The organism is Blastococcus sp. URHD0036 (assembly GCF_000701365.1).
GTDB lineage: Bacteria > Actinomycetota > Actinomycetes > Mycobacteriales > Geodermatophilaceae > Trujillonella.
The window spans coordinates 1-19714 of the sequence record NZ_JNIK01000004.1 but is presented as its reverse complement, the minus strand read 5'-3'; the positions used below and the strand labels follow the sequence as shown (position 1 = coordinate 19714).

The 19714-nt window shown below is 74.7% G+C and carries 21 protein-coding genes and 1 rRNA gene; 11 read left to right on the top strand and 11 right to left on the bottom strand.

Annotated features, from left to right (window positions below; all coding sequences use genetic code 11):
• Nucleotides 1-131: 131 nt before the first annotated feature.
• From N555_RS0103810 to N555_RS0103795, 4 genes are all read left to right on the top strand, one after another.
• Nucleotides 132-734: an RNA polymerase sigma factor gene (locus tag N555_RS0103810; RefSeq protein ID WP_029430176.1), complete on the top strand. Its 603-nt coding sequence runs from the start codon at nucleotides 132-134 to the stop codon at nucleotides 732-734.
• Nucleotides 712-1458, top strand: a complete 747-nt coding sequence (locus tag N555_RS0103805; RefSeq protein ID WP_029430175.1) for an anti-sigma factor — start codon at nucleotides 712-714, stop codon at nucleotides 1456-1458. The genes N555_RS0103810 and N555_RS0103805 overlap by 23 nt, the downstream gene beginning before the upstream one ends.
• A gap of 32 nt (nucleotides 1459-1490) precedes the next feature.
• Nucleotides 1491-2612: an ergothioneine biosynthesis PLP-dependent enzyme EgtE gene (egtE, locus tag N555_RS0103800; protein WP_029430174.1), complete on the top strand. Its 1122-nt coding sequence runs from the start codon at nucleotides 1491-1493 to the stop codon at nucleotides 2610-2612.
• A gap of 81 nt (nucleotides 2613-2693) precedes the next feature.
• Nucleotides 2694-3578: an SMP-30/gluconolactonase/LRE family protein gene (locus N555_RS0103795; RefSeq protein WP_197028896.1), complete on the top strand. Its 885-nt coding sequence runs from the start codon at nucleotides 2694-2696 to the stop codon at nucleotides 3576-3578.
• A gap of 78 nt (nucleotides 3579-3656) precedes the next feature.
• On the opposite strand, the gene N555_RS0103790 is transcribed toward N555_RS0103795, so the two are convergent.
• A complete protein-coding gene (locus N555_RS0103790) occupies nucleotides 3657-5039 on the bottom strand; it encodes an 8-oxoguanine deaminase (protein WP_029430172.1) in 1383 nt (460 codons plus the stop codon).
• Nucleotides 5040-5178: 139 nt separating this feature from the next.
• Here N555_RS0103790 and N555_RS0103785 point away from each other — a divergent pair, with 139 nt between their 5' ends.
• Genes N555_RS0103785 through pucD form a run of 3 tightly spaced genes read left to right on the top strand, consistent with a single transcriptional unit; the run spans nucleotide 5179 to nucleotide 8891 of the window.
• Nucleotides 5179-6048, top strand: coding sequence for an FAD binding domain-containing protein (locus tag N555_RS0103785; protein ID WP_029430171.1), 870 nt, complete (start codon nucleotides 5179-5181; stop codon nucleotides 6046-6048).
• A gap of 3 nt (nucleotides 6049-6051) precedes the next feature.
• Nucleotides 6052-6540 (top strand): (2Fe-2S)-binding protein, encoded by a 489-nt coding sequence (locus N555_RS0103780; protein WP_029430170.1) that lies wholly within the window; start codon nucleotides 6052-6054, stop codon nucleotides 6538-6540.
• A complete protein-coding gene (pucD, locus tag N555_RS0103775) occupies nucleotides 6537-8891 on the top strand; it encodes a xanthine dehydrogenase subunit D (protein WP_029430169.1) in 2355 nt (784 codons plus the stop codon). The genes N555_RS0103780 and pucD overlap by 4 nt, the downstream gene beginning before the upstream one ends.
• Here the strand turns inward: pucD and N555_RS0103770 are convergent.
• Nucleotides 8888-10183 carry a protein kinase domain-containing protein gene (locus N555_RS0103770; RefSeq protein WP_051683708.1) on the bottom strand — a complete coding sequence of 432 codons (1296 nt, stop codon included), beginning with the start codon at nucleotides 10181-10183 and terminating at the stop codon, nucleotides 8888-8890. The two genes, pucD and N555_RS0103770, sit on opposite strands and share 4 nt — an antisense overlap.
• A gap of 42 nt (nucleotides 10184-10225) precedes the next feature.
• Nucleotides 10226-11218: an allantoicase gene (gene alc, locus N555_RS0103765; protein ID WP_029430167.1), complete on the bottom strand. Its 993-nt coding sequence runs from the start codon at nucleotides 11216-11218 to the stop codon at nucleotides 10226-10228.
• A 75-nt stretch (nucleotides 11219-11293) separates the two neighbouring features.
• On the opposite strand from alc, the gene N555_RS27755 reads away from it, so the two are divergent.
• Complete coding sequence (locus tag N555_RS27755) at nucleotides 11294-11452, top strand: hypothetical protein (protein ID WP_156036151.1); 159 nt, start codon at nucleotides 11294-11296, stop codon at nucleotides 11450-11452.
• A 1-nt stretch (nucleotide 11453) separates the two neighbouring features.
• Here the strand turns inward: N555_RS27755 and allB are convergent, their stop codons facing one another.
• From allB to N555_RS0103725, 7 genes are read right to left on the bottom strand one after another with little or no spacing between them, the layout of a single operon-like run.
• Nucleotides 11454-12770: an allantoinase AllB gene (gene allB / locus N555_RS0103755; protein WP_029430166.1), complete on the bottom strand. Its 1317-nt coding sequence runs from the start codon at nucleotides 12768-12770 to the stop codon at nucleotides 11454-11456.
• Entirely contained in the window at nucleotides 12767-13471 is a 705-nt protein-coding gene (locus tag N555_RS0103750; protein WP_029430165.1) for an urease accessory protein UreD, read from the bottom strand. The genes allB and N555_RS0103750 overlap by 4 nt, the downstream gene beginning before the upstream one ends.
• Complete coding sequence (gene ureG, locus N555_RS0103745) at nucleotides 13468-14142, bottom strand: urease accessory protein UreG (protein WP_029430164.1); 675 nt, start codon at nucleotides 14140-14142, stop codon at nucleotides 13468-13470. The genes N555_RS0103750 and ureG overlap by 4 nt, the downstream gene beginning before the upstream one ends.
• Nucleotides 14132-14779, bottom strand: coding sequence for an urease accessory protein UreF (locus N555_RS0103740; protein WP_029430163.1), 648 nt, complete (start codon nucleotides 14777-14779; stop codon nucleotides 14132-14134). The genes ureG and N555_RS0103740 overlap by 11 nt, the downstream gene beginning before the upstream one ends.
• Nucleotides 14779-16500 (bottom strand): urease subunit alpha, encoded by a 1722-nt coding sequence (locus N555_RS0103735; RefSeq protein WP_029430162.1) that lies wholly within the window; start codon nucleotides 16498-16500, stop codon nucleotides 14779-14781. The genes N555_RS0103740 and N555_RS0103735 overlap by 1 nt, the downstream gene beginning before the upstream one ends.
• A complete protein-coding gene (locus N555_RS0103730) occupies nucleotides 16500-16787 on the bottom strand; it encodes an urease subunit beta (protein WP_231502589.1) in 288 nt (95 codons plus the stop codon). Before N555_RS0103730 ends, N555_RS0103735 begins: the two co-directional genes overlap by 1 nt.
• A 23-nt stretch (nucleotides 16788-16810) precedes the next feature.
• The gene (locus tag N555_RS0103725; protein WP_029430160.1) at nucleotides 16811-17113 is read right to left on the bottom strand and encodes an urease subunit gamma; all 303 of its coding nucleotides are present in this window, start codon (nucleotides 17111-17113) and stop codon (nucleotides 16811-16813) included.
• A gap of 183 nt (nucleotides 17114-17296) precedes the next feature.
• On the opposite strand from N555_RS0103725, the gene N555_RS0103720 reads away from it, so the two are divergent.
• From N555_RS0103720 to N555_RS0103710, 3 genes are read left to right on the top strand one after another with little or no spacing between them, the layout of a single operon-like run.
• Entirely contained in the window at nucleotides 17297-17659 is a 363-nt protein-coding gene (locus N555_RS0103720; RefSeq protein ID WP_029430159.1) for a GntR family transcriptional regulator, read from the top strand.
• Complete coding sequence (locus tag N555_RS0103715; protein WP_029430158.1) at nucleotides 17656-18564, top strand: ABC transporter ATP-binding protein; 909 nt, start codon at nucleotides 17656-17658, stop codon at nucleotides 18562-18564. Before N555_RS0103720 ends, N555_RS0103715 begins: the two co-directional genes overlap by 4 nt.
• Nucleotides 18561-19256: a hypothetical protein gene (locus N555_RS0103710; RefSeq protein ID WP_029430157.1), complete on the top strand. Its 696-nt coding sequence runs from the start codon at nucleotides 18561-18563 to the stop codon at nucleotides 19254-19256. Before N555_RS0103715 ends, N555_RS0103710 begins: the two co-directional genes overlap by 4 nt.
• A gap of 298 nt (nucleotides 19257-19554) precedes the next feature.
• Here the strand turns inward: N555_RS0103710 and rrf are convergent.
• Nucleotides 19555-19671 (bottom strand): 5S ribosomal RNA (gene rrf / locus N555_RS0103705).
• Between the last annotated feature and the right edge of the window lie 43 nt (nucleotides 19672-19714).

The following is a 19714-nucleotide window of genomic DNA, read 5'->3' as shown; positions in this document are numbered from 1 at the left end:
GGGGCGCGCACCGCGAAGCTGCGGTGACATCCCGACGGGACCGCGGAGGAGGGAACGTGACCGGCGTGCTCGATCGTCCGACGGCACCGCCTCGGCCCTCGCCCCGGACCCGGGCAACTAGGGTCGAGTTCGTGGCCAACGACGTCGTCCCGCTCCGGGGTGCGACCTCCGAGCCCGACGACGCGGAGGTAGGCCGGCGGTTCGTCGCGGGCGACGAGGCCGCGCTCGCGCTGGCCTACCAGCGGTGGTCCGGGCAGGTGCACGGCATGGCGGTGCGCGCCTTCGGGCCGGGCCCGGACGCCGAGGACGTCACCCAGCAGGTCTTCCTCTCCGCGTGGACCGGGCGCGCCGGCTACCGGCCCGAGGCGGGCCCGCTGCCGGCCTGGCTCGTCGGGGTCTGCCGGCACAAGATCGCCGACACGTGGGCCAAGCGCGACCGCCAGCGCCGGCTCACCGAGGCGGCCGCAGCCGAGGCCGGCTCCCGGCCCGCACCCTCCGCGCGACCCCTCGACACCGCGGTCGCCGACCGGGTCCTCCTGCTCGACGAGCTCGACCGCATCGACCAGCCGCAGCGCGGCATCATCGAGCTCGCCTTCTTCGAGGACCTCACCCACGCACAGATCGCGGTCCGCACCGGCCTGCCGCTCGGCACCGTGAAGAGCCACATCAGGCGCACACTGGAGCGCCTGCGCAGCCGCTTGGAGGTGGACGGTGCCGCAGCACTGCACGCCTGAGGACCTGTCGCTCGCGGCGCTCGGCGAGCCGCTGTCCCCCGACGACGCCGCCCACCTGAGCGGGTGCACCGCGTGCACCGCGGAGGTCGCCGGCCTGCGCCGCAGCGTCGAGGCCCTCGCGATCCCCGAGTTCGCGGCGCCGGGCGCGCCGGTCGCCCCGCCGGCGCACGTCTGGGCGGCGATCGCCGCGGCCACCGGCATCGAGGCCGCCTCCGAGGCCCCCTCTGCCGCCCCGGCCGCGGCCCCCGAGCCGGCGGCTCCGCTCGCCGAGGTCCGGCAGCTCCGGCCGCGGCGCTCCCGGCTGCTCCTCGCGGCCGCCGCCGCGGGGGTCGTCGGGATCGGCATCGGCGCGGCCGCCGTCGCCCTGGGCGACCGGGACGACGACGGCAGCACCGTCGCCCTCGCCTCCGCTGAGCTGGACCCGCTGGGGGGGAACGACGCCTCCGGCCAGGCCGAGGTGGTCGAGCGCCCCGACGGCAGCCGCGTGCTGCGGCTCGAGCTGGACGCCGACGCCCCCGACGAGGGCTACCTCGAGGTGTGGCTCATCGACAGCGACGTCGTCGGCATGGTCCCGGTCGGCGTCGTCAGCGCCGGCACCGAGGAGCTCGTGCTGCCGCCGGACATCGACGTCGGCCAGTTCCCGATCGTCGACGTCTCCGTCGAGCCGCTGGACGGCGACCCCACCCACAGCGGCGTCTCGATCGCCCGCGGTCAGCTGGCCTGAGGGCAGGCAGGTCCGCCGCATAGCGTGATGCCGTGACGCACCCGCTCCCGCACGAGGACCTCGGCGCCGCCTGGCGCGCCGCCCGCCCCCGGGCGGCCGGCCGCCACCTGGACACCGCGGCGTGCAGCCGGCAGAGCTCCCGGGTGCTGGACGCGGTCGCGCACCACGCCCGGCACGAGGCCGAGCTGGGCGGCTACGTCGCCGAGGCGGCTGCGGAGCACCTGCTCCAGCAGGGCCGCTCGGTGCTCGCCGGGCTGGCCGGGATGGCCGCGGCCGACCTCGCGTTCGTCGAGTCCGCGCAGGCCGCCCTCGCCACGCTGCTGGCCGGGTGGCGGCTGCCCGCCGGCAGTCGAGTGGCCGTCCTCCCCGGGGAGTACGCGCCGAACGTGGCGTTGCTGCGCACGGCCGGGCTGACGACGGTGCCGCTGCCCGTGGACGGCGTCGGCCGGGTGCTCCCCGACCAGCTCGAGCGCCTCCTGGCCGCCGACCCGCCCGCGGCGGTGCACCTCACCCACATCCCCAGCCACCGGGGCGTGGTGCAGCCGGCACGGGAGATCGCGGCGCTGTGCCGCGCGGCCGGGGTGCCCCTCGTGCTGGACGCGGCGCAGTCCCTCGGTCAGGCGGACGTCGACCTGGGCGCGGACGCCGTCTACGGCACCTCCCGCAAGTGGCTGGCCGGCCCGCGCGGGGTCGGCTTCCTGTGCGTCCGGCCGGCCCTGGCCGCGCAGCTGACCCCGGTGCTGCCCGGCCCCGGCGACCTCCCGCCGATGCGGGCCTTCGAGTCGGGCGAGGCGCACGTCGCCGGCCGGGTCGGGCTGGTGCTGGCGGTCGGCGAGCACCTGGCCGCCGGTCCCGACCGCGTGCGGCAGCGCCTGGCCGCCCTGGGGTCGGCCACCCGCCAGGTGCTGGACGGCGCGGCCGGGTGGCGGGTCGTGGAGCCCGGCGACGAGCCGACCGCGGCGACCACGCTGGTGCCGCCGGACGGCGTGGACGTGGTCGCGACGCGGGCCCGGCTGCTGACCGAGCACGGCATCGTCACCACCGCGATCGGCGTCCAGCGGGCGCCCGGGGAGATGACCGGGCCGGTGCTGCGCGTCTCCCCGCACCTCGACGCCACCCTGGAGGACCTGGAAGCACTTGCGTCCGCGCTGTAGAACGGGGTTCCCCATGTGGTCCCGGTCACCCTAGGGTCCTCGTCGGCAGCTGCCGGTCAGCGACGACGAGGAGCGCACCCGATGACGGCGTTCGACACCATGACCGCCCGCGAGGTGACCGCGGGACTGCGGTTCCCCGAGGGCCCCGCCGCGGTCGGGGACGGCTCCGTCGTCGTCCCCGAGATCGAGGGCGGCACCGTCAGCCGGGTGTGGCCCGACGGCCGCCGCGAGGTCGTCGCCGACTGCGGCGGCGGGCCCAACGGTCTGGCGTTCGGCCCGGACGGCGCGCTCTACGTGTGCAACAGCGGCGGGTTCGCCTTCATGACCGAGGACGGCATCCGCTTCCCCTTCGCCGGCGCCGAGGGCAACGAGGGCGGGTCCGTCCAGCGCGTGGACCTCGCCACGGGCGCCGTCGACGTCGTCCTCACCGAGACCGACGGCGAGCGGATCGGCGGGCTGAACGACATCGTCTTCGACACGACCGGCTCGGCCTACCTGGTCGACACCACGCGCGGCTGCCTCCTGTACGCCGACCCCCTTGCCGGCCGCGCCCGGGTGGCCGCCGGCGGCCTGGAGCTGCCCAACGGCGCCGGCCTCTCCCCCGACGGCAGCCGGCTGTACGTGTCGGAGACCTACTCCGGCCGGCTGCTGGCCTACGACGTGACCGCGCCCGGCGTGCTGGACGGCCCGCACGAGCTGTACGTCAGCGACGGCGGGCACGGCTGGGACGGGCTGGCCGTCGACGGCGCCGGCAACGTCTGCGTGGCCAACCTCAAGCGGTCCGGCATCTCGGTGATCAGTCCGGAGGGCCGGGTCCTCGACGCGTTCGTCACGCCCCTCTACGACTCCTACGTCACCAACGTGGCCTTCGACGGCGACACCGCCTACGTCGCCTCCGGCGGGCGCGGGGTCCTCTACGCCGTCGACTGGCCGTGGCCGGGCCTGCGCCTCAACTTCCAGCCCTGATCCCGGGCCCTCGCGAGGCATAGGAGGCTTTCCCCACGTCTTGGCGCTCAGGACATGGGGAGAGCTTCCTATGCCGTGTCAGAGCGGGGCCTGGAGGCGTTCGGACACCCGGCGGTGGACGGCGAGCTGCTCGTCCAGGCCGGGGTGCACCGGGACGCCGTCCTCGACGACGAACCGCCCCCCGACGACGGTGTGCCGCGCCGCCACCGGGCCGCAGCGCAGCCACGCCTCGACCGGGTCCGACAGCGCGCCGGCGAACGCCACCCCGGTGAGCGGCCAGACGACCAGGTCCCCGCACGCGCCGACCGAGAGCTCGCCGATCTCCCCGGTGCGGCCCAGGCACGCCGCTCCGCCGCGGGTGGCGGCCTCGAGGGCGTCGCGGGCGGAGAACGAGCCCGCGCCGTGCCGGAGCTTGCCCTGCAGCATCGCCGTCCGGGCCTCCAGCCACAGCGAGGCCGAGTCCGCCGACGACGACCCGTCCACCCCGAGCCCGACCGGCGCCCCCGCGGCCCGCAGCTCCGCGACCGGCGCCAGCCCCGACCCCAGGATCATGTTGGACGACGGGCAGTGCGCCGCCCCGACCCGCGCCGCGCCCAGCCGGCCCACCTCGTCCGCCGAGGGCCAGACGACGTGCGCCAGCCACGTCCGGTCGCTCAGCCAGCCGACGTCGGTGAGGTAGTCGACCGGGCGGCGGCCGAAGGTCTCCAGGCAGAAGGCGTCCTCGTCCTGCGTCTCGCACAGGTGGGTGTGCAGCCGGACGTCGAGCCGCTCGGCCAGCTCCGCCGTCCGCGTCATGAGCGAGGTCGAGACGCTGAACGGCGAGCACGGCGCCAGCGCGATCCGGGTCAGCGCGGTCGGCGACCGGTCGTGGTGGGCGGCCACCAGGCGCTCCGAGTCGGCCAGGATCTCGTCGTCGTCCTGGACCACCGAGTCCGGGGGCAGCCCGCCGTCCTTCACCGACAGCGACATCGAGCCGCGGGTGAAGTGCGACCGCATGCCGAGGTCCCGGGCGGCCGCGACCTCGGCCGAGATCAGGTCGCCACCGCCGCGCGGGTGCACGTAGAGGTGGTCGGTGGAGGTGGTGCAACCGGCCAGCGCCAGCTCGGTCAGCCCGACGTAGGCCGAGACGTACGCGGCCTCCTCGTCCAGCCGTGCCCAGAGCGGGTAGAGCGTGACCAGCCACTCGAAGAGCCCGCCGGTCAGCGCGGGGGCGTAGGCGCGGGTCAGGTTCTGGTACAGGTGGTGGTGGGTGTTCACCAGCCCCGGCGTGACCAGGCAGCCGCGCGCGTCGACCGTGCGGACGGCGGCCGGCGGCGGGTCGCCGGGGTCGCCGAGACCGCTCACCACACCGTCGGTGACCGCCACCCAGCCGCCGGCGAGCTCGCGGCGGGCGTCGTCGACGGTGGCCACCAGCTCGGCGTCCCGGATGAGCAGATCGGCAGGCTTGTCCACGGAGCGCATCCTGCCCACGCTGTGTGACGCGGGCGAGTCCCGGGGCGCGATCCGACACGTGCACGGAACACTCCGGGGCTACCGTGGCCGCCCCACGTGCCGGACGGTCCCGTTCCGGCGCGCGAGCCGGACCAGTGAGAGGGGACGCATGCGGTTCCTGCAGCCCACGACGTGGGCCGAGGCCCTGGAGGCGAGAGCCACCCATCCCGACGCGGTCGCCATCGCCGGCGGCACCGACGTGATGGTGGGCATCAACTTCGGCCGGCTCCGCCCCCCGCTGCTGCTGGACCTCACCCGGGTCGGCGAGCTGCAGGAGTGGTCCGTCGACGGCGGGGACGTGCGGCTGGGCGCCGGCGTCCCCTACGCGCGGGTCATCACCGAGCTCGGCGACCGGCTGCCCGGGCTGGCGATGGCATCGCGCACGATCGGCTCGCCGCAGATCCGCAACCGCGGCACCGTCGGCGGGAACCTGGCCACCGCCTCCCCCGCCGGCGACGCGCACCCCGCGCTGCTGGCCGCCGACGCCGAGGTCGAGGTGGCGTCGGTCCGCGGCACCCGGCGCATCCCGGTGACGGACTTCTACACCGGCGTGAAGCGCTCGGCGCTGGCTCCCGACGAGCTGATCGCCGCCGTCCGCATCCGGCCTCCGGCCGGCCCGCAGCAGTACAGCAAGATCGGCACCCGCAACGCGATGGTCATCGCGGTGGCTGCCTTCGGCCTGGCCCTGCACCCCGACCGCGGCGTGGTCGGCACCGGCATCGGCTCGGCCGCCCCCACCCCGCGCCGCGCGACCGCTGCCGAGGAGTTCGCGGCGGAGGAGCTGTCCGGCCTCTGGGAGTCCCGGGGCGAGCTCCCGGCCGCCACCGCCGTCCGCTTCGGCGAGCTGGTCGCCACCGCCGCCGCCCCCATCGACGACGTCCGCGGCACCGCCGCCTACCGCGTCCACGCGCTCTCGGTGATGGCCCGCCGGGCGCTGACCTGGGCCTGGGCCGAGTACCGCACCGCGAAGGAGTCCTGACCCATGCGACTGACCTGCACCGTCAACGGCACCGAGCAGCAGGTGGACGACGTCTGGGAGGGCGAGAGCCTGCTCTACGTCCTCCGCGAGCGGATGGGCCTGCCCGGCTCGAAGAACGCCTGCGAGCAGGGCGAGTGCGGCTCCTGCACCGTCTACCTCGACGGCACGCCGGTCTGCTCCTGCCTGGTCGCCGCCGGCCAGGCCGAGGGCCGCGAGGTCGGCACCGTCGAGGGGATGGCCACGGACGAGGCGCTGCACCCGGTCCAGCAGGCGTTCCTCGACGCCGGCGCCGTGCAGTGCGGGTTCTGCACGCCCGGACTGCTCGTGGCCACCGACGACCTGGTCACCCGCTCGCTGGCCGCGGGAGCGCCGCCCGAGGACGCCGAGATCCGCGAGGCCCTGGCCGGCAACCTCTGCCGCTGCACCGGCTACGAGAAGATCCTCGACGCGGTGAAGCTGGCCGCCACGCGCATGTCGGAGTCGGCCCGATGAGCGCCCCGGCCCGCACCCCGGCCGGCGCGCCCGGCTCCCTCACCGGCCCGGGCTCCGGTGGGGTCGGGGACGACGCCGCGCGCCCCGACGGCACCCTCAAGGTGCGCGGCGAGTTCGCCTACGGCAGCGACCTCTGGATGGAGGACATGCTCTGGGGGGTCACGCTGCGCAGCCCGCACCCCTACGCCCGCATCCGCTCGATCGACGTCGGCCCGGCGCTGGCCGTCCCGGGCGTCAAGGCGGTGCTCACCAGCGACGACGTCCCGGGCGAGAAGGTCTACGGGCTCGAGCTGGCCGACCAGCCGGTGCTGGCCGTCGACGTCGTCCGCTACCAGGGCGAGCCGGTGGCGCTGGTCGCCGCCGACCACCCGGAGACCGCCCGGGCGGCCGCCGCCCGCATCGTCGTCGACTACGAGGTCTGGGAGCCGGTCACCGACGCGATCACCGCCCTGGGCCATCCGCACTGGAACCAGGTGCACGACGGCACCGCGCGGGTCACCGAGCTCAGCCGGGAGTCCGCGCACCTGCACCCCGAGGGGAACCTGGTCCGCCACCTGAAGGTGCGCACCGGCGACCCGGCGCCGACCGCCGACGTCGTCGTGGTGAACACCTACGAGGTCGGCATGCAGGACCAGGCGTTCCTCGGCCCGGAGTCCGGCCTCGCCGTGCCCGCGGAGGACGGCGGCGTCGAGCTGTACGTCGCGACCCAGTGGCTGCACGTCGACCAGCGGCAGATCTGCTCGGCGCTGAGCCTGCCGCCGGAGCAGGTGCGGCTGACCCTGGCCGGCGTCGGCGGGGCGTTCGGCGGCCGCGAGGACCTGTCGATGCACGTGCACGCCTGCCTGCTGGCCCTGCGCACCGGCAAGCCCGTGAAGATGTCCTACAACCGCGAGGAGTCGTTCTTCGGGCACGTGCACCGCCACCCGGCGACGATGCGCTACGAGCACGGCGCCACCCGCGACGGCGACCTGGTCTACGTGAAGGCCGAGATCTACTTCGACGGCGGCGCCTACGCCTCGTCCACCCCGGCGGTGGTCGGCAACGGCGGCACGATGGGCATCGGCCCCTACGTCGTCCCGAACGTGCACGTCGACTGCTACGGCGCGTACACGAACAACCCGCCGTGCGGCGCCATGCGCGGCTTCGGCTCGGTGCAGACCGCCTTCGCCTACGAGTCGCAGATGGACGCGCTGGCCGCCGAGCTGGGCATGGACCCGGTCGAGCTGCGCTGCCGCAACGCGATGGAGCAGGGCTCGAAGGCCATCACCGGCCAGGTCATCGACAGCCCGGCGCCGGTGGTGGAGCTGCTCCGCCGGCTGGAGGCCATGCCGCTGCCCGGCGCCGCCCCCGACGACCTCCGGCACATGCCCGGCGGGGTCTCCAACACCACCCACGGCGAGGGCGTGCGCCGCGGGATCGGCTACGCGGTGTCGTACAAGAACGTCGCCTTCTCCGAGGGGTTCGACGACTACTCCACCGCCCGCGTCCGCCTCGAGGTGGTGGGCGGCGAGCCGACGGTCACGGTGCACACCGCCGCGGCCGAGGTGGGCCAGGGGCTGGTGACCGTCGAGCAGCAGATCGCCCGCACCGAGCTCGGCGTCGACCGGGTCGTCGTCGCTCCGAAGGACACCCAGGTCGGCTCGGCGGGCTCCACGTCGGCGTCGCGGCAGACGTACGTCACCGGCGGCGCGGTCAAGGCCGCGTGCGAGGCGGTGCGCGGCCGGGTCCTGGAGCGGGCGGCGGCCACGACCGGGCGGCCGGTCGGCGAGCTGCGGCTGTTCGACGGCGCCGTGGTCGCCGACGGCCTGGAGCTGCCGCTGGCCGAGCTGCTCGGTGACGACGCGGTCGAGGAGACGCTGGAGTGGCGGCACCGCCCCACCGAGGCGATCGACCCGGAGACCGGGCAGGGGTTCGCGCACGTGCAGTACGCCTTCTCCGCGCACCGGGCCGTGGTCGACGTCGACACCGAGCTCGGGCTGGTCAAGGTCGTCGAGATGGCCTGCACCCAGGACGTCGGCAAGGCCATCAACCCGCAGGCGGTGGTCGGCCAGATCCAGGGCGGGACGGCGCAGGGGCTGGGCCTGGCGGTGATGGAGGAGATCCTCATCAAGGACGGGCGGGTGCAGAACCCCTCGTTCACCGACTACCTGATCCCGACGATCCTCGACATGCCGCCGATGCGGATCGAGATCCTGGAGTACGCCGACCCGCACGCCCCGTACGGGCTGCGCGGGGTGGGCGAGGCGCCGAACATCTCGTCCGGCCCCGCGGTGCTGGCCGCGATCCGGCAGGCGACCGGCCTCCCGCTCACCCGCGTCCCGGTCCGCCCGGAGCACCTCACCGGCACCTAGTCGAGGGGCTCCTCGTCGACCTGCCACTCGTACCCGTCGACGTCCGGACCGGCCGAGGTGACGGTGAGGCCGTAGGTCGCGCCGCTGTCGTCCTCCGCGAGCTCGCAGCGGATCGCCTGGCCGTCCGGGACGGGTAGGTCGTCGTCGCAGCTGACGGCGACGCCCACCCCCTCTTGGTCCTCGATCTGCCGCTCGACGGTGCTGGCCACCTCGGCGGCGGGCACGGTGGCCACGCCATCGGCCGGCGGGTCGGAGGCGTCCGCCGGGTCGTCGTCCCGGCCGGCCAGGACCACGACGAGGACGGCAGCCGCGGCCAGCAGCAGGACCACCGCGGCCGAGCCCACGGCCCACACCCAGGTCCGCCGCCGCCGGGGGCGGACCGGCGCCCGGGTCGTCGGCCGCGGCGCCGGCGGGGCGGGGAGCAGCGGGACCGGCTGCGGGGGCCGCACGGGCGCCGGCGCGAGCGCGTCGGCGACCGCGGCGGCGAACAGCCCGCAGGACCGGTATCGCTGCTCCGGGTCCTTGGCCAGGCCGCGGGCCACCACCTCGGCCAGCCGCGGCGGGAGGTCCGGCCGCAGCGCGCGGAGGTCCGGCGCCGGTGCGTTGACCACCTGCCACATCAGGGCCATCGGGTCCTCGGTGGCGTACAACCGCCGCCCGGTCAGCAGCTCGACCAGCAACGCGGCCAGCGAGTAGACGTCGGTACGCGGGTCCAGCGGCTTCCCGGACACCTGCTCGGGGGAGGCGTAGGCGAAGGAGGCCACCACCTGTCCGGTGCCCGTCAGCTGCCCGGAGCCCTCCATGCCGCGGGCGATGCCGAAGTCGGCCAGCAGGACCCGCTCGGTTCCGTCGGGCTGGGGGCTGAGCAGCACGTTGGCCGGTTTGACGTCGCGGTGCAGCAGCCCGCGGGAGTGCGCGTGGTCCAGTGCCGCGGCGACGGCGGAGACGATCCGCAGCGCCTCCGCGGGTGGCCACGCGCCGGCCCGCTCCAGCCGGGCGGACAGGTCCTCCCCCGGCACGTACTGCATGCTCATCCAGAGCCGGTCGCCGTCCTGCCCCCGGTCGATGACGTCGACGACGTTGGGGTGGCTGAGCCGGCACACCATCTCGGCCTCGCGGGAGAACCGGGCCCGCTGGTCGGCGGTCCGCGCCAGCTCGGGGTGCATGACCTTCAACGCGACGTCCCGCGGGAGGTTGGGGTGGTGGGCGAGCCACACCGAGCCCATGCCGCCCTGCCCCAGCGGGCGGACGAGCTCGTGGCCGCCGACGCGTGAGCCCGCTGCCAGCTGCACCCGTCCCCCGCTCGCCCCGTCGTCGATGAGGACGGCCGGAGACTAGCCCGCGGTCTCCGCCCAGCGGCGGTGCAGCGCGGCACGGCCGGAGTCCGAGGGTCGGCCCCACAGCCGCAGTCGCGCCATGCCGCCGTCGGGGAAGACGTCCAGCCGCACGCTGCTCACCGCGGTGTCCCCCGGCAGCACGAAGCGGTGGCGGGTGTCGGGCTGCAGCGGCGTGCGCGGCAGCAGCTCCACCCGGCGGCCGTCCGCCGTCGTGCCGGTGAGCGCGGCTGCCCCCGGCGCGTTGCCGAGGAAGTAGGAGGTGTCCAGCTCGGCGAGGGTCACGCTGCCCTCGCAGGCCAGGGCGACGTCGACCCAGTCGTTGCCGTCGTCGCGCCGCCGTGCGGTCTCCCAGCCCTCGCCCATCGAGCGGGCGACGCCGCGGCCCAGCAGCTGGTGTGGCGTGCCGTAGAAGGCGTTGCTCACCGCCGTCACCAGCCCGCCGTTCTCCAGCGCGGCGAGGTCGACCGGTCCGGCGTCCAGCAGCCGCGGGTCGGGGACGACCGTGCCGTGCACCCGGAACCGGGCCACGCCGCCGTCGGGGTGGATGGACAGCCGCACGTGCGTGACCCGGCGGCCGGACTCCACGGCGAAGGTGTTGGCGGTCCCGCCGGTCAGCTCCGCCAGCGGCAGCAGCGGGAACCAGTCGGCGCCGGCCAGCTCGGAGGCCGGCGGGTACCCCTCGATCGCAGCGCCCTCCACCGAGGCCTGCGGCGGGAAGTTGCCGAGGAAGTACGCGGTGTCGATCACCACGGCCGAGACCACGCCGGGCATCCCGAGCCGCACGATCGCCCAGTCGCTGCCCGGCTCGCGGCGGCGGCGGGTCTCCCAGCCGTCGTACTCCTTGCCGCGGTGGCCGAACTCCACGCGCGCCTGCGCGGGCCCGGGGACGATCAGGTTCTCCTTCGCGGCGAAGAACTCGTCGTTGGCCGCGACCACCGCCCCGCCCAGGTCTCGACGGGCCAGGTCGGGCAGGCCGGACGGGTCGCTCATGACGCTCCTCTGTCTCGGGTTCCGGTGCGGCGGGGAGGGTACGACGGCGGGGTCCGCCGAGCTCGAGGAGGAACCGTGTCCCCACCCACCGACGACCCGCGCGAGCAGTCCCACGAGCCCGTTGAGCATCCCCACGGCCACGGGCTCGCCGACGCCGACCCCGTCGGCGGCCTGGTCGAGGAGCCGAAGGCCCGCCCACAGGTGGCCCGGGAGGAGGAGCAGCAGCGCGCGTGACTCACGAGCCCGCTCGGCTGAGCAGTCGGCCGAGTGGGGCCCCGTCGGCCTCCTGCCCGCGCAGCCACGTCCGGCGCACGACACCGGTCAGTTCCCGCCCCGCGTAGGGCGTCACCGGGTTGCGGTGCAGCAGCCGGTCGACGGTCCAGCGCTCGTCCGGTGCGAAGGCGACCAGGTCGGCGTCCTTCCCGACCGCGATGGCCCCCTTGCCGGGCAGCCCGGCCTGGCGTGCCGGGGCCGCCGACATCCAGCGGACGACGTCGGTCAGCGGCACCCCGCGGGCCCGCGCGCCGCTCCACACCGCGGGCAGCGCCACCTGCAGCGAGGCGATCCCGCCCCACGCGAGGCCGAAGTCGCCCACGTCGAGCCGCTTGAGCTCCGGCGTGCACGGCGAGTGGTCGCTGACCACCAGGTCGATGTCGCCGTCGGCCAGGGCCACCCACAGCGCCTCCCGGTGTTCCACCTCGCGGATCGGCGGGCAGCACTTGTAGGCAGTGTCGCCGTCGGGCACGTCCTCGGCGGCGAAGGTCAGGTAGTGCGGGCAGGTCTCGACCGTGATCCGCACGCCCTCCGCGCGGGCGGCGCGCAGCAGCGGCAGCGCGTCGGCATCGGCCAGGTGGACGACGTGGCTGCGGGCTCCGGTGTCCCGGGTCGCGGCGACCAGCCGACCGATGGCGGTCTCCTCGGCGGCACCCGGCCGGGAGGCGAGGAAGGCGGCGTAGCTGGCCCCAACGGGATCGGGGGCGGCGGCGATGACGTCGGCGTCCTCGGCGTGCGCGATGAGCAGCGCGTCCAACCCAGCCAGCTCGGTGAGCGCGGCGCGCAGCCCGGCGTCGTCCAGCGGCGGGAACTCCGGGACGCCGGAGTCGAGCAGGAAGCACTTGAAGCCGACGACGCCCGCCTCGTGCAGCGGCCGCAGCTGGTCGACGTTGCCGGGCACCGCGCCGCCCCAGAAGGCGACGTCGACCGCCACCTGGCCCTCCGCCACTCCCCGTTTCACGTGCAACGCCTCGAGGGTCGTCGTGGCGGGGATCGAGTTGAGGGGCATGTCGACGATCGTGGTGACCCCGCCGGCGGCCGCGGCCCTCGTCGCGGTGGCGAAGCCCTCCCACTCGGTGCGGCCGGGCTCGTTCACGTGCACGTGGCTGTCGACCAGACCCGGGATCAGCACCTCGTCGTCGGCGAGGGTGACAGCACCGGCCGGAGCGTCGTCGTAGGAGGTCACCGCCGTGACCACGCCGTCCTCGGTGTGCACCGCCGCGGCGCGCTCACCGTCCGGGAGGACGACGCGCCGCGCCCGCACCACCAGCGCGCTCATGCGACCTCCTCGTCCGCTCCGCCCAGGGCCGCCAGCGCCCGCACCACGCGGTGCAGCTCGGCGCCCCAGGCGGTGGCCGACCAGCCGCCGTCCAGCGGCAGCCGCACCGCATCCTGCCCCGTGGCGACCGGCAGCGTGGCGCCGATCGAGGCGGTGGCCGCGTAGGCGCGCGGCGCGACCGGGGGCAGCCACGCCGGGGCACCCGGGCCGAGCGAGATCGTGGTGTGCAGCAGCGGGCACCCCGCCCGCTCGACCCGCGTGGTACCGGTCCACCGGCCGGGCTCCTCGCCGGCGCGGCCGAGCAGCACCTGCTCGGTGGCGTCGAGGGTCGCGCCGTCGGCGAGCTCGGCGGTCAGCTCGGCGCGGTGGTGCGCGCGGGCGGTGACCACGGTGGGCTCCGGCGCGAGGGTCAGGTGTCCGGCGACGGTCGCGTGCACCCGCTGGACCGAGGCCGCCTCGCCGTCCCGGGCGGGCAGGGCCACGGCGGCCGCGACGGAGTGCACCGTCAGCCGGGCGCCCTCCTCGACGACCAGCGAGATCTCCGCGTCGTCCCCACCGAGCGGCCCGAACGCCGTGGCCACCAGGTGGACCGACGTCGGCCCGGTCCGGCGGACGGCGAGCTGCCCGCTGGCCCGGACCACCGGCAGCACGGTGCGGCCGCCCGGACCGCACCGGGCGACCACCTCCACGCGCGTGATCACGTGGTCTGCAGCGCCCGCGCCCGCACCTGCTCGCGCACCCACTCGGCCACCTCGGTGGCGGCCGGGTCCTCGCGGAGCGAGATCAGCAGCGTCGGCTTGTCCCCGCGCACCGTCGCCGAGTCCCGGCGCATGACGTCGAGGTCCGCGCCGACCATCGGCGCGAGGTCGGTCTTGTTCACCACGAGCAGGTCGCTGGCGGTGACCCCTGGGCCGCCCTTGCGCGGCACCTTGTCCCCGCCGGCGACGTCGATGACGAAGATCTGCACGTCGACCAGGCCGTAGCTGAAGCTCGCGGTCAGGTTGTCGCCGCCGGACTCGACGAGCACCAGCTCCAGGCCGGGGTGGCGGGCCTCCAGCAGCTCGACGGCGTCGAGGTTGGCGGTGATGTCGTCGCGGATCGCGGTGTGCGGGCAGCAGCCGGTCTGCACCGCCTCGATCCGGTCGTCCGGGAGGACGGCGTTGCGGCGCAGGAAGTCGGCGTCCTCGGTCGTGTAGATGTCGTTGGTGACGACGGCGAGGTCGTACTCGGCGCCGAGGGTGCGGCACAGAGCCGCGGCGAGTGCGGTCTTGCCGGAGCCGACCGGGCCGCCCAGTCCGACCCGCAGCGGGCCCCCGTGGCGGTGGTTCTCGTACGGGTCGACGTAGTCGGTGAGGTTGTGGTCAGGAGGCAAAGTATCGATCCCTTCGAGCGGTGTGCACCTCGGCGAGGAGGTCGAGCAGGGGGTCGGTGTCGGCCGGCAGGTCGGCCGGAGAGCCTGTCGCGCGCGACGTGCTCTGCTCGGCCACGACGTCCACCTCGGGAGAGAGCCGCGCCGTGACGGCGGCGACCGTCAGCGGGTCCATGGCCAGGAGTCGCTGGGCGGCGGTGGCCGGGCCGCTGATCGACAGATAGGCGGCGGCCGCGGCGGCGTCCCGCGGGGCGAGCCCGCCGGCCGCAGCGGCGACGCCGAGGGCCACCGGGTGGTGCGGCGCGGCCGGCAGCGCGTCCCAGACCGGCGAGGGCCAGGCGCGCCGGCCGACCCGGACCAGCCCACGGCCCTGCTGCCGGGAGGCCGCGCGCAGCGCCGGTGAGGGGGTCCGGGCGTCGCACTCGGCATCGAGGACCGCGAGGTCGGCGCCGCCGCACGCCGCGGCGGCGATCCCCGAGGCGACCGCCCCGGCCGTCTGCAGCCGGCGCAGCAGGAACGCCGCCAGTGAGGACGGGTCGTGCACGCGTCCGGCCGCGATCGCCTGCTCGATGCCGCCGGAGTGGGTGTGCCCACCGGCCGGCAGCCGCGAGTCGGCGAGCGTGAGGAGAGCTGCCGTCATCAGAACAGGAAGTACCGCTGCGCCATGGGCAGCTCGCGCACCGGCTCGGGCTCCCACACCTCGCCGTCCACGGAGACGGTGAAGGTGTCCGGGTCGACCCGGATCTCCGGCAGCGCGGTGTTCTCCGGCATGTCGGCCTTGGTCAGCCGGCTGGTGTCGGTGACCGCGAGCAGCCGCCGGTCGACGGCGAGCCGGTCGGCCAGTCCCGCCTCGAGCGCGGCCGGCGCCACGAAGTGCACCGACGTCTGGGCCGGCACCTTCCCGTAGGCGCCGAACATCGGCCGCGGCAGCACCGGCTGCGGGGTGGGGATGGAGGCGTTCGCGTCGCCCATCTGCGCCCAGGCGATCATCCCGCCCTTGAGGACGGCGTGCGGGCGGACGCCGAACAGCCCCGGGTCCCACAGCACCAGGTCGGCGAGCTTCCCGGGCGCGACCGAGCCGACCTCGCCGTCGATGCCGTGCGCCACGGCGGGGCAGATCGTGTACTTGGCGACGTACCGGCGGGCGCGGAGGTTGTCCGCGCCGCCGTCACCGGCCAGCGACCCGCGCTTGGCCTTCATGACGTGCGCGGTCTGCCAGGTGCGCATCACCACCTCGCCGACCCGGCCCATCGCCTGCGCGTCCGAGCCGATCATCGAGATGGCGCCGAGGTCGTGCAGCAGGTCCTCGGCGGCGATCGTCGTCGGCCGGATGCGGCTCTCGGCGAAGGCGAGGTCCTCGGGCACGGAGCTGTCCAGGTGGTGGCAGACCATGAGCATGTCGAGGTGCTCGTCGAGGGTGTTGACGGTGTGCGGCCGGGTCGGGTTGGTGCTGCTCGGAAGCACGTTGGGGTGCCCGGCGACGGTGATGATGTCCGGCGCGTGCCCGCCTCCGGCCCCCTCGGTGTGGTACGCGTGGATGCTCCGGCCGGCGATCGCGGCGAGGGTGTCCTCGACGAAACCGGCCTCGTTGAGGGTGTCCGAGTGCAGGGCCACCGGGACGCCGTGCTCGCCGGCCACGGTCAGCGCCGCGTCGATCGCCGCCGGGGTCGAGCCCCAGTCCTCGTGGAGCTTGAAGCCGCTCGCGCCGGCCCGCAGCTGCTCGACCAGCGACGCCCGCGAGACGGTGTTGCCCTTGCCCAGCAGGGCGACGTTGACCGGCAGCGGGTCCATCGCCTCGAGCATCCGGGCCAGGTACCAGTCGCCCGGGGTGATCGTGGTGGCCTTGGAGCCCTCGGCCGGGCCGGTGCCGCCGCCGATCAGCGTGGTGACGCCGGAGCCGAGCGCCGTCGGCACGATCTGGGGGCAGATGAAGTGCACGTGGCAGTCGATCCCGCCGGCGGTGAGGATCCGCCCGTTGCCGGCGAGCACCTCCGTGCCCGGCCCGATGACGAGGTCGGGGTGGACGCCGTCCATCGTGTCGGGGTTGCCGGCCTTGCCGAGCGCCACGATCCGGCCGTCCCGGATGCCGACGTCGGCCTTGACGATGCCCCAGTGGTCGAGGATGACGGCCCCGGTGATGACCAGGTCGGGAGCGCCCTCGGCGCGGGTGGCCCGGCCCTGGCCCATCGACTCGCGGATCACCTTGCCGCCGCCGAACACCGCCTCCTCGCCGGCCCGGCCCGGACCGCCGCACAGGTCGTCCTCGACCTCGATGAGCAGGTTCGTGTCCGCCAGGCGCACGCGGTCGCCGGTGGTCGGGCCGTAGAGCTGGGCGTAGCGCTCCCGGGACAGCTGCACCATCAGCCGAGGCCCCCTTCTGCGGTCAGGCCCGGGACGACGCGCGCGCCGGCCAGGGGCACGAGGGTCACCGTGCGGGTGATGCCGGGCTCGAAGCGGACGGCGGTGCCGGCCGCGATGTCCAGCCGCTGCCCGTGCGCCGCCGTGCGGTCGAACTCCAGGGCGGCGTTGGTCTGCGCGAAGTGGAAGTGCGAGCCCACCTGCACCGGACGGTCGCCGGTGTTGGTGACCTCCACCTCGGTGCGCGGGGCGCCGGGGAGGGTCTCGATCGTGCCCTCGGCGGGGATCACCTCGCCGGGGACCACGTAGCCGCTCACGGGATGGGGGAGTGGACGGTCACGAGCTTCGTCCCGTCCGGGAAGGTCGCCTCCACCTGCACCTCCTCCAGCAACTCGGGGACGCCGTCCATGACGTCGTCCCGCGTGAGCACCGTGCGGCCGGACTGCATGAGCTCGGCCACCAGGACGCCGTCCCGTGCGCCCTCGAGGACGTGGTCGCTGATGATCGCCGTCGCCTCCGGCAGGTTGAGCCGCAGCCCACGGGCGCGTCGGCGCCGGGCCAGTTCGGCGGCGTAGGAGAGCAGCAGCCGTTCCTGCTCGTGCGGCGACAAGTGCACGCGAGGGACCTCCGGACGTGGACGGAGCCCGGACGCTAACCCGGCCCCGTGACATCTGTGTTGCGCCGTTCATCCGCGCGACGCGTCGTGTGCTTGCCATGCGGCTCGGTACGGCTCTATGGTTCATTACATGAGTAATGAACCCAGGGACCTCAGGGCCCCGGGGACGACCGGCCGCGGTCGATGAACGAGGACGCCGGGCCGATCTTCCGCCAGGTCGCCGACCTCATCGAGACGGCGGTCGTCGACGGTTCCCTCCCCGAGGAGAGCCAGGCGCCCTCGACCAACGAGCTGGCCGCCTTCCACCGCATCAACCCCGCCACCGCCGCCAAGGGCCTGAACCAGCTGGTGGCCGACGGGGTCCTCTACAAGAGACGAGGAGTGGGGATGTTCGTCGCCACGGGCGCCCGGGAGCAGCTGCTCAAGCGTCGCCGCAGCGAGTTCGCCGACCAGTACGTGCGCCCGCTGCTGGCCGAGGCCGGGAAGCTCGGCATCTCCGTGCGGGAGCTCAACGCCATGCTGACCGAGGAAGGGGAGCGGCAGTGACCGCGCCGACCGTCGCCCTCGAGGGCGTCACCATGCAGTTTCGCGGGCACACCGCGCTCACCGACGTCACGACCTCCTTCCGCGCCGGCACGATCACCGGGCTGCTCGGCCGCAACGGCGCCGGCAAGACCACGCTCATGCAGCTGGTCACCGGGCACCGGGTGCCCACGAGCGGCTCGGTCCGCGTGTTCGGCGAGGCCCCGTTCGAGAACGACGCGGTACTCGCCCGCACCGTCTTCGTCCGGGAGAGCCAGCGCTATCCCGACCACTTCCGGGTCCAGGACGCCGTGACGGCGGCCGCCCGGCTGTTCCCCGACTGGGACGCCGACCTCGCCGCCGACCTGCTGACCGACTTCGACCTGCCGCGGAAGCGGCCGATCAAGAAGCTCTCGCGCGGGATGACCTCGGCCGTCGGCATCGTCATCGGCCTCGCGGCCCGCGCGCCGCTGACGCTGTTCGACGAGCCCTACCTCGGCCTGGACGCCGTCGCCCGGCAGCTGTTCTACGACCGGCTGCTGGCCGACTACGCCGAGCACCCCCGGACCATCGTGCTCTCCACGCACCTCATCGAGGAGATCAGCGACCTGCTCGAGCACGTCGTCCTCGTCGACCGTGGACGGGTGGTGGTGGACGCCGACGCCGAGACGTTGCGCAGCAGCGCCGTGACCGTGTCCGGCCCCAGCGACCAGGTCGACGCGGCCACCCGCAACTACGAGGTGCTGCACCGGCAGACGCTCGCCGGGCACAGCAGGGCCCTGGTCCGGACCGTGCCGGGCGTCGACGTCCTCATGGACGGCGGGGTGACCGTCGAACCGGTCCCGCTGCAGCAGCTGGTGGTGGCGATGAGCCGCGACGCGGGCGCCGCCACCCCCACCGCATCCGAGCTCGAGGAGATGGTCCGATGAACCGCGTCCTGGGCGCCGTCCGCCTGCACACGATCCGCCCCCAGGGCGGCTTGGCCATCCCGTGGCTCGTCGTGCTCGCCTCCTTCGGGATCAACCTCGCCATCTGGGCCGTGGGGGACCTCGGGAACGAACCGAGTGCAGGCACGGGCGGGCTCGCCGCGCTGTACTGCGCCCTGCTGATCGTGTTCGTCCAGACGGTCACCCAGACGTTCCCGTTCGCGATGACCCTGGGGCTGAGCCGGCGCGCCTTCTACGGTGGCACCGCGGCCGTCGCAGCCGTTCAGGCCCTCGCCTACAGCGCCGTGCTCTGTGTCCTCGCCGCCGTGGAGCGCGGCACGGACGGGTGGGGGATGGGCCTGAACTTCTGGGCGCCCTATGGCCTGGACCGGCAGAGCGTGGTGCAGCAGTTCCTCATCTACGCCTCGCTGATGCTGGCGAGTTCGTTCCTGGGCATCGCGATCGGGGTCGCTGCCAAGCGCTGGGGAGCGACAGGCCTGTGGACCCTGGCCATCGGCGCGATCGTGGTCTTCGGCGGCGCCGCGGTCCTCATCACGGCGGTGCACGGCTGGACCGACCTCGGCGACTGGCTGCTCGACCGGTCCGCGGTGGCGCTGGCGCTCGGACTGGCCGGCGGGGTGGCTCTGCTCTCGGCCGGGCTCTCCTACACGGGACTACGCCGAGCTGTGCCCTGACTGGATCCACTCGACCCCTCACCGCCCCCGTTCCGTCACCCACGGAACGGGGGCGGTGGCATCTCGGCGGCCGGCGATCCGTACGGCACCGAAGGAAACAGGAACCCTGGCGGTGACCCCGTGCACGACGGCGCACCCGCACCGCGCACTATGGCGCTTCTGCACGGTGCGGAAAGGCGGTATCGCACCGTGCACTATGGCGGTTCTGCACCGTGCCGAATGGCGGTATTGCACGAAGGATCCCGGGACAGCAGAAAGGGCCCCAGCCTGGTGGCTGGGGCCCTTCCTGTGAATGGTTGTCCGGCGGTGTCCTACTCTCCCACCCCGTCTCCAGGGCAGTACCATCGGCGCTGAGAGGCTTAGCTTCCGGGTTCGGAAAGGGACCGGGCGTTTCCCTCTCGCCATGACCGCCGTAACTCTATGAACTTGTCAACCCGCCCCACCATTGTTGCCGGTGG

Coding starts and splice junctions, on each gene's coding strand:
- N555_RS0103785 (WP_029430171.1), top strand. CDS start 5,179: ATGCGGTTCCTGCAGCCCACGACGTGGGCCGAGGCCCTGGAGGCGAGA.
- N555_RS0103780 (WP_029430170.1), top strand. CDS start 6,052: ATGCGACTGACCTGCACCGTCAACGGCACCGAGCAGCAGGTGGACGAC.
- N555_RS0103720 (WP_029430159.1), top strand. CDS start 17,297: ATGAACGAGGACGCCGGGCCGATCTTCCGCCAGGTCGCCGACCTCATC.
- alc (WP_029430167.1), bottom strand. CDS start 11,218: ATGAGCGACCCGTCCGGCCTGCCCGACCTGGCCCGTCGAGACCTGGGC.
- pucD (WP_029430169.1), top strand. CDS start 6,537: ATGAGCGCCCCGGCCCGCACCCCGGCCGGCGCGCCCGGCTCCCTCACC.
- N555_RS0103795 (WP_197028896.1), top strand. CDS start 2,694: ATGACGGCGTTCGACACCATGACCGCCCGCGAGGTGACCGCGGGACTG.
- N555_RS0103710 (WP_029430157.1), top strand. CDS start 18,561: ATGAACCGCGTCCTGGGCGCCGTCCGCCTGCACACGATCCGCCCCCAG.
- N555_RS0103740 (WP_029430163.1), bottom strand. CDS start 14,779: ATGACGGCAGCTCTCCTCACGCTCGCCGACTCGCGGCTGCCGGCCGGT.
- N555_RS0103790 (WP_029430172.1), bottom strand. CDS start 5,039: ATGCGCTCCGTGGACAAGCCTGCCGATCTGCTCATCCGGGACGCCGAG.
- N555_RS0103735 (WP_029430162.1), bottom strand. CDS start 16,500: ATGGTGCAGCTGTCCCGGGAGCGCTACGCCCAGCTCTACGGCCCGACC.
- allB (WP_029430166.1), bottom strand. CDS start 12,770: ATGAGCGCGCTGGTGGTGCGGGCGCGGCGCGTCGTCCTCCCGGACGGT.